Source organism: Bythopirellula polymerisocia (assembly GCF_007860015.1).
Classification (GTDB): Bacteria; Planctomycetota; Planctomycetia; order Pirellulales; family Lacipirellulaceae; genus Bythopirellula; species Bythopirellula polymerisocia.
Genome location: NZ_SJPS01000001.1, coordinates 68795 through 81457 on the forward strand (window position 1 = coordinate 68795; position 12663 = coordinate 81457).

Below are 12663 nucleotides of genomic sequence, written 5' to 3' on the forward strand. Positions count from 1 at the left end.
GACACGGTCTCTCGCCCGAGGATTACTTCACCGGCGCCCGCTCTTCCTCGCTCCGTGCACCCAGATTGCCGTAGCGGTGGTAGAGGTGCGAGAGGCTTTGTTCTTGGAAATACCATAGAAGTTCCACGCGACCATGAGGACAGACAGGGGTGTCAGCAAGGTAGTCACCGTTCAGCGCGGCGGCTGTGCGCAATGGGAAGGGGACACGCTCGGGTCTGGTGAATCGCAGTCGGTCGATGTGGCCTTCGCGCAATGCTTGGGCTAGCTCTGAGTCAGATTCTTCGACGAACTCAATCGCGCCGGCCCAACTGTCGGTCAGATCGTCAAGCAATTTTACAAAAGGTGAATTCAAGCCGGGAGGTGAGCTGATTACCGTGCGACATCCGGCGGTTCTTGATGCGAGAGCACGGAGAAAGATTTCTCGCGGCGAGTCGTCGGTGTGGACTCGGACACGCACTTCAGCGAGCGGCAGGTAGCGGCGAAAATTGTCTTCGCCGACCAGGATGAAATGGTCGTGAGGGTGGTCGAACTCAATGGCCATCCAGTGCTCGTAGCTTTGGGCGGCGGCGACGATTCGTTCGCAGTCGTCTTTTGAAATGGCATTTCGTGCCGCTGCCAGACGCAGGGACTCGCAGAAGTCGTCGAGGCCTGTGTCTCCTAAATCTTTGTTGCCGAGGTCAATCGCAGAATCAGACCAGTGATTCGTTGAATCGCGGCTAGGGCCGCTAGGTTGGAAACTCATAAACTGGGCAACGTAGTTGGGGCCGCCGGCTTTGATGCCGGGACCGACGGCACTTTTGCCCATGCCACCAAAAGGCTGCCGGAGGACAATGGCTCCCGTTGTAGGGCGATTGATGTATATATTCCCCGCGCGAATGCCCTCCTGCCAGAGTTGGTGCTCACGGTCGTCGAGGCTTTCCAGGCCCGAGGTGAGTCCGTAGCCGGTGGCGTTCACCAGATCTATCGCATCGTGCAGGTCGCGGGCTTCCATCACGCCCAAGAGTGGACCGAAAAACTCGGTCATGTGAGCGACGCTTCCCGGTTGGACGCCCCACTTAACGCCGGGGCCAACGAGATGTGGATTGTCTTCCACGTGGAACCGCGGTCGTACAGCCCACGATTCACCAGGTTCGAGTTCCTTGAGACCGCGTTCCAGTTCGCCGCTGGGGGGGCGAATCAGCGGGCCGACCTTGGTGGGAAGTTCCCAAGCGGAACCGACTTCGAGACTCTCCACAGCATCAACCAGCAACTTGCGGAATTGGCGGTCGTGGTAGACTTCGCTTTCGAGAATCAAGAGCGAAGTGGCGGAACATTTTTGGCCACTGTGGCTGAAGGCCGAGTGCAAGACGTTCCTAATGGCCAAATCGCGGTCGGCCAGGGCGGTGACGATCGTGGCATTCTTTCCGCCGGTCTCGGCCAGAAGATTGAGCGTCGGCTTGGCGGCAAGCATACGGAGCGCCGTCTCCGTGCCGCCGGTGAGAATCACGGTATCGACACCTTCGTGTGTGACAAGTTGCTGGCCGACCGTGCCGCCGCTACATGGAAGCAATTGCAGCGCGGTTCGCGGCACACCCGCCGACCAAAAACATTCGCAGAGCATGTAGGCAATGAGCACGGTGTCGCTGGCCGGTTTGAGGATGACCGTATTCCCCGCCGCGAGTGCCGCCACCACGCCGCCACAGGGGATAGCGAGTGGAAAATTCCACGGTGAGACAACGACTACTACCCCCTGCCCTTTCGCTTCGATTCCCGACAATCCGTAGAACTCTTCAGCGCTGCGGGCATAGAACCGGCAGAAATCGATGGCCTCGGAAATTTCCGGGTCGCTTTCGGTGAGTAGTTTACCCCCTTCAGCGAGCATAGCGCCCATGAGATCTCCGCGACGAGTCGCGAGTGTGTCGGCCACACGATCAAGAATCAACGTCCGTTCGTCAGGCAAAAGTGATCGCCAACCGGCAGGGTCGCATTGAGCACATTCAACCGCTGCCGCGGCATCCTCGATACTGGCTTGCGGGTAACGAGCCACAATAACTCCTGGCCGCGAGGGATCGAGGGAATCGCGGCGATCACGGTTGGCAGTGATTTCTTCGCCGGCAACAGCCAACGGAACATCGATGGCACTTGTGTCGCACTTCGTTTTCCATGCGGAGAGGATTCCCGTGGCCCAAATGTCATTTTGGGGGAGAGACCAATCGGTATCAGGGGAGTTAGTGAAGGAGGAGTTGGGGGCTGGAGGCTGGGGACTAGAAAGAATTTCTGTTGAGCGATTCTGTGTGCGCCGAGGCTCGTTGGTGAGGGACTCAGTCCGTGCAAAGGACGCGGCGAAGCCGGCGGCGAGTTGTTGCCAGTCGGGGCTGTCTACGGAGAGCCGGAAGGCGTGGCGAAGGAAATTCTCTTTCCCTGTGTTCTCGTCGAGGCGGCGAACGAGGTAGCCGATGGCGTTGATGAAATCTTCTTGTCGGCATGCGGGTGCGTAGAGCAGCACATTCTGCGTGAGATCGAACAGTGCCCGGCGTTGGTGGTTGGCCATCCCTTCGAGCATCTCGAATTGCACGCAGTCGAGTGCATTTTGTTTAACAGCGAGCACGAGACCGTATGCAAGAGTAAAAAGGTTGTGTGAGGCGATGCCCAAATGCACAGCAGCAAGGTTTTCGCGATCCATGCCGAATTGGAGCATACGGTGGTAATTTGCGTCGGTGTCAAGTTTGTGCTGAAACGGTGCCTGCGGCCATCCATGCAAACTGGCCTCGACCTGCTCCATCTCCATGTTGGCGCCCTTTACTAGGCGAATGGTCACTGGTGCCCCGCCGGTTGCATGACGCTCTCTCGCCCAGGAGGTGATCTCTTGCTGCATGGCAAAAGAGTCGGGAATATAGGCTTGCAGCGCAATACCAGCCCGCGCCTGTTCAAGGCCTTTACGGTCGAGGGTGCGCATGAACACCTCGGCGGTGAGGGTCATGTCACGGTATTCTTCCATATCGAGGTAGACAAACTTTGGCACACGCACCCCATCGTGGCGTTCGAATTGGTATTTCGCAGCGGCACGTAGCAGGAGTTCGAGGCGATCGCTCAGCACACTGACTGTATGCTCTCGCGCGAGGGGCGAAATTTGCGAGTAGATCGTCGAGATCTTTATCGACAGAACTTCCAGTTCCGGACGTTGCAGCGCCGCGAGATAGGCTTGCAATCGCCGCTCGGCTTCTGCTTCGCCTAGAAGTGCTTCGCCAAGAAAGTTGACATTCATCCGCAGGCCGACCTCACGACGCTGGCGGAGATAGTCCCTTAACAGTTCCTCCTCGGCAGGCAGGATGACGTTAGCCGTCTCGTGCTGCATCTTTTCCTTAACGAACGGCATCGCAACTCCAGGGAGGTAAGCCCCGAAGGATTGAAACCCCTTGAGCAGCGTGCGATCGAGTGTACTAAAAAAACGCGGCACCCCCTGCACATCGAGGATATGAATCATCTGGTCGGCAGCGCGATGCGGCAGCCGCGCGCGAAACGACTGATCGGTTAGCTGCATCATGGTGGCCTTGTCGCTGGGGGACTGGATCATCCGGTCCAACTCCGCCTGTTGGCGACGCTCGGCTGGGGTTTGCAGGGCGGTGGCTTCGAGTTGCAACCGTCGGGCAAGAAAGAGGGCTTGTTGCACTTCGATCGGGAGAGGGCTCTCGGCCTCAGGCTGAAAGTCCGCCAATAAAGCGGCGACACTTTTGGAGACTTTGCCGGCAGTTTGTTCGGAAAGCGATTGGGACATGTCCCTTCCATGACTTGAGTGAGACAATAAAATAGTATATGAAGTTTACAACGTTTGTCTCATGGAAGAAATACTTGCAATTAGTTGCCTATCCATCTGAACGCGTTAGAACTCACAGGGTGGAATGCGAGACTTGCGAAAAGGGTCGTAATGGCAGCATTCTCTAACAACGCCGAATCCACAGTCTCTGATTTCGAGAAGAACTTTTTTCTTTCTTTTTACAAAGCTGTGATTAGTCAATATCAACCAAGGATCGAGAAACGCGCAGGAGTACAACTAGGCCAGATAGATGTATGGGAGTACTCACATCTGAATGAACACAGAGTGGAGCAACTCAAGCAATCTCTTGGTTTGTTTCGCTCTATGTTATTCAGGCGACAGATTCACGAGTATGCAGTTCATGGGAAAGAGATGGATGAAGTCGGTGCTCGGACGCACATGGCCGCGTACCACAAGAATGCAATTTATGTATCCTTTGATGCGAGGCCGGGCCATGAACACTGGGTAGCCGAAATCGTTGTTCACGAATTGGCGCACGCACTATTCGAGAAACTTGGTGGTCCGTCTTATGAAGATCGCTTTGATTTCTCCCCTGAAGAAGAGAAGCAACTTGAACTCATCTGCGAAGGTTATGCGACTTTTGCTCAAACAGTTTGGTTTCGGGACTTTTATCCGCTACATGCGAGAATAGATGTGGGATCTACCCCGTACCACGAAGAAACCATTTATGCTCGTGGGCTTGAAAGAATTCAACAGTTAGTGAAGGAGCACGGCCAGAAAGCACTTCTTGAAATCCCTTGCCATTGGCGTAAATTCTGAACTCCGAGTTCCCAAAAAATTACTGTGAAAACACCCTGTATTGCCAACGTTCGCGGCTTTAAAGGTCACGCGGAAACGACAATCCGTTCGGCCAGATAGTTCAGAATATCGCGGATTGACGTGACGCCGACCAGCTTGCCTTTGTTGAGTACCGGCACATGGCGGTATCCCCCGACGTGCATACGGTGAAGGGCGAATGCGATTTTGTGATCGATTTCTATCGTCACAGGACTGGCGGTCATGACGGTGCTGATCGGTTTATCTGCCAGCGATGCGGCGTTGGTGTTGACCTTCATCAGGGCGTCGAACTCGGTGAATATGCCGCGAATCTCTTCGCCCTCAACAACCATCACACAACCGATCTTTTCGGACACCATTTTCTGGAGTACTTCGCCAACGGTGTCGTTGGGTGAGACCGACGACGGCTTATGTGGCTTCAGAAATTCGATAGTGTCTTTCACCAAACCCCGTTCGACAGCAGAGCGCTGCTGAGGAATGCTTAGGTCGGTGAGCGAATTTTGGCACTGATCGCAGAAATCATTGCCTTCCAGGTTTTCGAATCCACAGGAGGGGCAGGGAATCATTTAACGGTCCACGTTTCGCCGGAGTTAAACAGGGTTTCCAAGTCGCCTTTGCCTTTGTCTTTAAGCGATTTGTCGATTTGCTTGTTGACTTCGTCGTCGTAGCGCGGCCGATCCACACAACGGAAAACTCCGATGGGTTCGGGGAAGCCATCTTCATAGCGCATGCGACTCAAAAGGTATGCCAAGCTTGGCTCGGCTGCTCGCTCGTCGTGGAACAAGAGATCGTCTTCAGTGATTCCCTTGCCAAGCTCAACGACTTCAGGATCGAGGCCGTGCAGCCGGATGCCCTTCTTTCGTTCTTTGCCAAATAGGAGCGGCTTGCCATGCTCGAGTTCCAGGGTGGTGTCCTCCTTGGTCTCTCGGTCCTTGGCATATTCCCACGCACCATCATTGAATACGTTGCAATTCTGGTAGACCTCAACAAAGGCAGTGCCCTTGTGTTCGGCAGCCCGTTTCAGCACGCCACCTAAGTGCTTGATATTGGTGTCGATACTGCGGGCGACAAAGGTCGCTTCACAACCGATAGCGATCGACAAAGGATGCAGCGGGTTGTCGACGGCACCCATTGGGGTGCTCTTGGTTTTCTTGCCAAGCGGGGACGTGGGGGAATACTGACCTTTAGTGAGACCGTAGATGCGGTTGTTGAAGAGCACGATATTAAGATCGACGTTACGGCGGATGGCATGCATGAGGTGGTTGCCGCCAATAGAGAGGCCGTCGCCATCGCCCGTGATGACCCAAACCTGCAGATCAGGTCGGCTAGCCTTCAATCCCGTCGCCACTGCAGGTGCGCGACCATGGATCGAATGGATCCCATAGGTGTTCATGTAGTATGGAAAACGACTGGAGCAACCGATACCTGAGATGAAGACGATCTTCTCGCGGGGCACCCCCAGCGAGGGAAGCATCTTTTTCATCTGGGCGAGGATGGAATAGTCGCCGCAGCCTGGACACCAGCGAACGTCCTGATCGCTGGCAAAATCGGCAGGTTTCAAAACCGGGAGGGTAGATTCAATGCTCATTGGTGTGGGACTGTCGGGTTAACCGAGCAGCGAATTAATTTTGTTGACGATTTCAATAACGCTAAACGGCTTGCCTTGGACCTTGTTCAGGCCGACGGTGTCGATCAAGAACTTGGCTCGAATGACTGCATTGAGCTGACCAAGGTTGAGTTCGGGGATCAGAATTTTGTCGAAACTATGGAGGATCTTTTCAAAGTTCTTGGGGAAAGGATTCAAATAACGCAGATGACAGTGACTCACCTTTTGGCCACTCTTCTGTGCGGTATGCACGGCGGTAGCACAGGAGCCATAGGTGCCGCCCCAACTAAGAACCAGAAGATCCCCGCTGTCAGGACCATCAAGTTCTTGGAGCGGGATGTCGTCGGCGATGTTGTCCACTTTCTGCTGTCGCAGAAGGCACATCTTCTCGTGGTTGATGGGGTCGTAACTGACGTTGCCCGTGATGTTGGCTTTTTCCAGTCCACCAATACGATGTTCCAAGCCGGGTGTTCCTGGAATGGCCCAAGGTCGGGCCAGTCGCTCATCTCTTGCGTAGGGCTGGAATTCTTCGCCATTGGCGATTGGATGATTAATGTCGATTCGTGGCAAATCGGAGACATTCGGGATCTGCCAAGGTTCTGAGCCGTTAGCGATGTATCCATCGGTGAGCACAAAAACTGGTAGCATGAACCGGGTAGCAATTCGCCAGGCTTCCTGCGCGACGTAGAAACAATCTCCAGGGCTGCGTGCGGCGATGATCGGCATGGGGCATTCGCCGTTGCGACCAAACAAGGCTTGATTGAGGTCCGCTTGTTCGGTCTTGGTGGGGAGCCCCGTCGAAGGACCGCCGCGCTGGACGTTGATCACAAGCATGGGCAATTCGGTCATTACCGCCAAACCGAGGGCTTCTCCCTTGAGTGCGATGCCAGGACCGCTCGACGCGGTGACGGCCATTTCGCCGGCAAAGGCTGCCCCAATGGCCGAGGTCACGGCGGCGATCTCATCTTCTGCCTGGAACGTCAGCACATCGAAATTCTTGTAATTGGAGAGATAGTGCAGCACGTCGCTGGCAGGCGTAATAGGATACGCCCCAAGGAAGAGTCGCTTATTCGACAATCTGGCTGCTGCCAAGAGTCCCCAGGCAAGGGCTAGATTGCCTTCGATGTTGCGGTAAGTTCCTGGCTTCAGCTTGGCGGGACCGACGTGGTACTGAGTGTTGATCGCCTCGACCGTCTCTCCGTAGTTAAAGCCTGCCTTGAGAGCATTTGTATTGGCCTGGGCAACACTAGGGAGTTTGCCGAACTTGCTCTCGATGAACCTGAGTGTGGGTTCGAGTGAGCGGTCATAGAGCCAAAATACCAGCCCCATCGCGAAGAAGTTGCGGCAGCGATCGGCCTCTTTTTGGCTTAGGCCCAAGCCTTCAACTGCCAAGCGGGTCAACTTGGTCATCTCTACAGAATGCATTTTGTATTTTTCGAGGCTGCCATCTTCGAGCGGGTCGGTTGCATAGCCGGCTTGTTCGAGCCCCTTTTTGTCGAAGGCGTCCTTATTGACCAGCAAAATCCCGCCATCCCGTAAATCAGCGAGGTTAGTTACCAGGGCCGCTGGATTCATCGCCACCAGGGCATCCACCGTGTCACCGGGAGTGAAGATTTCAGTGCTGGAGAAGTGGATCTGGAATCCGCTGACCCCGGCCTTCGTGCCACGAGGAGCGCGAATTTCAGCAGGAAAGTCGGGGAATGTGGCAACGTCGTTGCCCAAGAGAGCGCTTGTATTGGTGAACTGGGTACCAGCCAACTGCATACCATCACCAGAGTCGCCGCAAAAACGGACAGTTGCTTCTACTAAATCGGAGACGGGCTTCGAGGGAGTCGCGGTGGCCATAATTTCTTGTTTGTCAGTTGTCAGTGGTTAGTTGCTACAGACTGAGTTCAAAACCATCTATTAGTTTGGAAATGCAGTTGGGGGGGCTTCAGGATGCTTCTAAGCACCCTCGCGTTCGGCTTGCGCCATATCGGGTTGCGGAGGCAAGTTGTAGATCGTCTGCGGAAAGTGGTCCACAAGGTAGTGCACGATACCATGGACATTGGCCATCCCAGATGGCATGCCATTAGTGCCAATGATGGGCAAGTGGCGATAGCGTCCTGCTGACATGAGTTGGATCGCTTCCCCGACACTGGTCGATGCCAGCAAAGAAGTCGGCTCACGAGTCATGAGTTCTGAGATAGGTTGCTTGGCGCTGCCATTGCTACCATTATCGGTCTGCTTGGCCATCCAGCGGAGGGCATCGCGGTCGGTGAAAATGCCGAGCATTTTTCCTGCCGAACAAACAAGTACGCAGCCGGTTTGCTGGGCGCGCATTAGTTGCAGCACATCACTGACGGTTGCGTCGGGCGCGACGATCAACGGATCGTCTGGATAGGCGGCCATCACCGATTCGGTGCTTAGGCTCAGCTGAAAACTCACGGGTCGCGGCTTTCTTATTGATCAGAGATTGCTAGCAATCTCGGGCGTCTTTTTCAAAGGTGGTGGGGGAAGACATGAGTCGCAATTGATCGAGGATTTAGCGGATTTCACCGGAGTTAACTACTCCGATCCATCCCTCGAGCAACATTCTTGTGCGTTCTATTCTCACTCTGATCCTTAAAATTTACCATGCCGAGACCGCCTGTTGAACAGCAAAAGAGGGGGAAAGTCACGAATTCGACGAGATTTCGATTTAAGGCATTTTTGGCTGATTGGCAGCATAGAATTTTGACAGGTCTATTCCACCTCGCTGCTCTTCTTCCACGAGTCGCAGGCGAGCCTCTAGTTGTTCGACCCGTCTGGCAAGAACAGGTAGCAAGCGTTCTTCGGGATTCGCTGGTTCCGGCCGGGGGACGGCCGGATAGTCCAAATGGCGATGCAAAGCAGAAAAGAGCAGCAACGGTTCCTTTCGTCGATTGGCCCAAGCAATTCGACCTTCCTGCAGGCCAAAGAGGACAATTGGAGTCTGAGAGGTCCCGGCTCGCTCTTCTCGTTCTGCTTGGACCCGATAGAATTCGCTGCGTACATAGATTAGATCTGCGAACTCTACGAGGCCCACTTGGCGGCGGACGGTCAGGAGCCACTCACTCCAGGTTGCGTCGTACGATGGATCGCGAGACATGGCTTCCAGCCCATCGTCGTAGCCCAAGCGGTTGCGACAAAGTGTCTCAAATTGGTAGACAAATAGTCCCTGGCGAGTGGCATGCTCGCTACCGCGATACATGGCTTCCCGGGCTAGGACCAAGAGGCCAATGCGAAGGTCAAAACGCTTGCGCACGTTCTCCGCCTCCGACATTACGTAGCATTGAAATGGGGTGAAGTAATGCGAAAGCTTTCGCATCCCGGCGGCGAATTCCCCCTGATGCCGCAACTCGGCGAGCAAAAAGTCGATCGCCATTGGCATCTTGGTGGTCGCTAACACCTCCTCGCGTACGGCGGCTAGAACCTCCTGAGCGGGTATGTTTTCGGTCATGCGTTCGGCCAGGACCGTGAAGAAGTGCGTCTGTTCGACATACTCTTCGCGTGCGAGTGGCGACTGAAGTGGTTCGGAAACGCTCATGGCGATTCCTGTCTTTTTAGTTGCGTATTAAGAAACGCAATACATTTACTCAAAGCAGTATGGTCCATAACAGCTGCGATGTGGCCCAGTTTAGGAACCACATAGAGCTCGGCTGGAACATGGGCCTGCTGCATGATTTGACACATTCCTTGGGGCTGGGTAATGGGGACGAGATCGTCGTTTTCGCCATGAAAGAAAAACATAGGGGGATCGTCGGAGGTGACAAATGAGGCGGGAGAAGCAAGCCGATATTGCTCCGCCATTTCGCCGCGCGTTCCGCCCAGCCAGAAACTGAGCCAGCGGAGATCGGTGGGCATGTCGCGAAAATCGCAGGGTGTGCCTCCACCCACGACGGCTTGCAAGCGGGTACTGGGTTGGTGGTCGGGGTCTTCAACTCCCTCCAGACCATCTTGCATGTCGGTTGTTCCCAGCAGGGTCACCAAGTGGGCCCCCGCCGAGTAACCGAAGCCACCGATGTGGTCGGGGTCGAGTTTTAATTCTTCTGCATGGATACGCATCCATCGGACGGCCGCTTTGCAATCTTCAATCTGGGCGGGAAACTTGTCTTGCGGAGCGAGCCGATAACTGATGGCCACGGCTGAAAACCCTTGCTGTGCTAGTTGCTGGGCGATTCCCGAGAGTTGAGCCCGAGAGCCCATCCGCCAGGCTCCACCATGTACAACCAGAACCCCAGGGTGCGGGCCCGGGTCTTTGGGGACATAGGTATCTGCCTTGAGCGAGCCTGTAGCCCGCTCGACATAGGAGACTCCGTATTTGGCTTCGAATTCCCCTGCAGTGAGGGGGATCCATCCACCGTAAGCCGGAGAAAGCACCAATATTGCTATTAGTCCGTTAAATCTGAGCATGTTGATTTTCTCCCGTCGGTTGGTTTGCATCCCTGGACTACTTATAATATCCCCAGAACAGTTGACCAATTGCAAGTTTTCCGACCGAGGAGTCCCAATAGCGTGTCTAACCAGTTTTCAAGCATTGAAGATGCCGTCGCTGCTATCGCAGCAGGACAGACGATTGTCGTTGTTGACGCTGAGGATCGCGAAAATGAAGGGGACTTTGTTTGTGCCGCCGAGAAGGTGACGACCGAGACGGTTAATTTCATGATCACCCACGGCCGGGGGCAGCTTTGCATGCCGATCTTGCCTGAAGTAAGTGAACGGCTAAAGCTATCGCCGATGGTCGAGCAGAACACAGCCCCACTAGGCACCAACTACACAGTGCCCGTCGATCACCGCACGACGCGTACAGGTATAACCGCCGCGGAGAGAGCCCGCACGATCAAGGCAATCTGCGATCCTGCGAGCATCCCTGCTGACTTCAATCGACCTGGACACTTGTTTCCGCTGGTAGCAAAAGAAGGTGGCGTACTCCGCCGAGCAGGTCACACCGAGGCTGCTGTCGACCTGGCCCGCATGGCAGGGCTTCAGCCCGCTGGAGTGTTGTGCGAGATCTTGAACGAAGAGGGGGACCGCGCGACTCGAGATGCCCTGCGAAAGACTGCCATAGACTTCAAGTTACCGATCATCTCTATTGAGCAGTTGATTGCTTACCGGCGAGTGCGCGAGAAGCTCGTCTATCGACAGGCCGAAGCAAATCTGCCTACACGTTACGGCAAAGGGACGATCATCGCCTACGGCGTAAAATATGAATCCCAGGAGCCGATTGTTTATGTGTTGGGCGATCTTTCGAAATCGACGGCACCGCTCGTGCGACTACACTCATCCTGCTTTACGGGTGACCTTATGGAGTCGCTTCGCTGTGATTGTGGCGACCAATTGCACATGGCACTGGACATGATCAGCCAAGAGGGATGTGGGGTGCTTGTCTATCTGCCTCAGGAAGGGAGGGGGATCGGACTGGTTGAAAAGATCAAGGCATATAAGCTTCAAGACGAGGGGCTCGATACCGTCGAGGCTAATCTGGCATTGGGATTCAAGGCCGATCCGCGAGATTACGGGGTGGGGATTCAATTGCTCAAAGACTTGGGACTCAGCCGGGTTCGACTCCTAACCAACAACCCCAAGAAGACGAGCGCTTTTATCTACGGGGGTTTTGACCTGGAGGTCGTGGATCAAGTCCCTATCGTCCCGCCGATGAACGAGCATAACGTAGGGTACATGGCGGCAAAGCGCGACAAGATGGGGCATCAATTGCCACTGGATTGAAATGTCTGGCGGGGTATTGGGAGAGGGCAAAGTCAGTCAGGGGGGACCGCGCGGCTCGCTGATTGACTCATATCGCATGTACAAATTCCACATCAATCTTTTCGGAGACCCCTTCACCTGCACCTGGGAAGAGTGCGCGGCTGCACTAGAAGGATTACCAAGGATGATTTTTGAGCCAGATGGGTCCTGGATCTGGTCCGGGGGGGTTGGCAACGAACGATGGCAAATTGATGGCCACTTGTTTGATTTTGCAGGAGTACTGCACCGGGTGGAGCTGCATGGAGCGTGTCCCACCGAAGAGTTTGATCGGCTGCTGGCTTGCTTCGACTGGCCGAATCTGGAACTCAATTACGAAATGGTTCGCGAGGGGGTGCAATTGACCGAGACAGAGTTTCGGCAGCAAATGACTTGCGCAGGTCCCGCTTAATTCGGCAGATCTTCCACCGGTGTCGCTCCAGGTGGCGGGGTTCCTCCCCCTTTTTTGACGTATTCGCTACGAGACTTGGCGTAGTCGCTCGATGTTGGGAAGTCTGCCTCGGTGATACCCGCGCGGTGGGCGTCAAACATCTTTTTGAGAAACGGTCTGCACCAGCCACAACCGGTTCCTGCTCCGTAACAGTCTGAGAGTTGGCTGGCACTGCGTGGGTTTTCGATCCGCAGGTAGTTGGCCACCTTACGCTGTGTAACATGGAAACAGAGGCAGAGTTCTTCATTGGGATTCATGGTAGAGGCTGGAGGT

11 protein-coding genes are annotated in these 12663 nt (G+C 54.9%); 3 read left to right on the plus strand and 8 right to left on the minus strand.

Features of this window, described 5'->3' with window-relative positions; genetic code table 11:
• Positions 1-22 precede the first annotated feature (22 nt).
• Positions 23-3754 (minus strand): proline dehydrogenase family protein, encoded by a 3732-nt coding sequence (locus Pla144_RS00290; RefSeq protein ID WP_146447334.1) that lies wholly within the window; start codon positions 3752-3754, stop codon positions 23-25.
• A gap of 150 nt (positions 3755-3904) precedes the next feature.
• Here Pla144_RS00290 and Pla144_RS00295 point away from each other — a divergent pair, with 150 nt between their 5' ends.
• Positions 3905-4573, plus strand: coding sequence for a hypothetical protein (locus Pla144_RS00295; RefSeq protein ID WP_146447335.1), 669 nt, complete (start codon positions 3905-3907; stop codon positions 4571-4573).
• Between the two features lie 65 nt (positions 4574-4638).
• Here Pla144_RS00295 and Pla144_RS00300 read toward each other — a convergent pair whose 3' ends face one another.
• The 6 genes from Pla144_RS00300 to Pla144_RS00325 all read right to left on the minus strand — a co-directional run bounded on the left by Pla144_RS00300 (position 4639) and on the right by Pla144_RS00325 (position 10610).
• Positions 4639-5157, minus strand: coding sequence for a CBS domain-containing protein (locus tag Pla144_RS00300; protein WP_146447336.1), 519 nt, complete (start codon positions 5155-5157; stop codon positions 4639-4641).
• Positions 5154-6179, minus strand: coding sequence for a 2-oxoacid:ferredoxin oxidoreductase subunit beta (locus Pla144_RS00305; protein ID WP_146447337.1), 1026 nt, complete (start codon positions 6177-6179; stop codon positions 5154-5156). Before Pla144_RS00305 ends, Pla144_RS00300 begins: the two co-directional genes overlap by 4 nt.
• Positions 6180-6197: 18 nt before the next feature.
• Positions 6198-8042, minus strand: a complete 1845-nt coding sequence (locus Pla144_RS00310; RefSeq protein WP_197530277.1) for a 2-oxoacid:acceptor oxidoreductase subunit alpha — start codon at positions 8040-8042, stop codon at positions 6198-6200.
• Positions 8043-8141: 99 nt separating this feature from the next.
• On the minus strand, positions 8142-8624 hold the full coding sequence (locus Pla144_RS00315) for a CBS domain-containing protein (protein WP_146447339.1): 483 nt from the start codon (positions 8622-8624) through the stop codon (positions 8142-8144).
• A 253-nt stretch (positions 8625-8877) separates the two neighbouring features.
• On the minus strand, positions 8878-9744 hold the full coding sequence (locus Pla144_RS00320; protein ID WP_146447340.1) for a hypothetical protein: 867 nt from the start codon (positions 9742-9744) through the stop codon (positions 8878-8880).
• Positions 9741-10610, minus strand: a complete 870-nt coding sequence (locus Pla144_RS00325) for an alpha/beta hydrolase (RefSeq protein ID WP_197530278.1) — start codon at positions 10608-10610, stop codon at positions 9741-9743. The genes Pla144_RS00320 and Pla144_RS00325 overlap by 4 nt, the downstream gene beginning before the upstream one ends.
• Before the next feature lie 102 nt (positions 10611-10712).
• Between Pla144_RS00325 and ribA the strand changes: the two genes are divergently transcribed.
• Together ribA and Pla144_RS00335 are read left to right on the plus strand one after the other, a co-directional pair.
• Complete coding sequence (gene ribA, locus Pla144_RS00330) at positions 10713-11924, plus strand: GTP cyclohydrolase II (protein WP_146447342.1); 1212 nt, start codon at positions 10713-10715, stop codon at positions 11922-11924.
• A gap of 1 nt (position 11925) precedes the next feature.
• Positions 11926-12351, plus strand: coding sequence for a hypothetical protein (locus Pla144_RS00335; protein WP_146447343.1), 426 nt, complete (start codon positions 11926-11928; stop codon positions 12349-12351).
• On the opposite strand, the gene Pla144_RS00340 is transcribed toward Pla144_RS00335, so the two are convergent.
• Positions 12348-12647: a (2Fe-2S)-binding protein gene (locus tag Pla144_RS00340; protein ID WP_146447344.1), complete on the minus strand. Its 300-nt coding sequence runs from the start codon at positions 12645-12647 to the stop codon at positions 12348-12350. The genes Pla144_RS00335 and Pla144_RS00340 overlap by 4 nt on opposite strands.
• Positions 12648-12663: the final 16 nt, after the last annotated feature.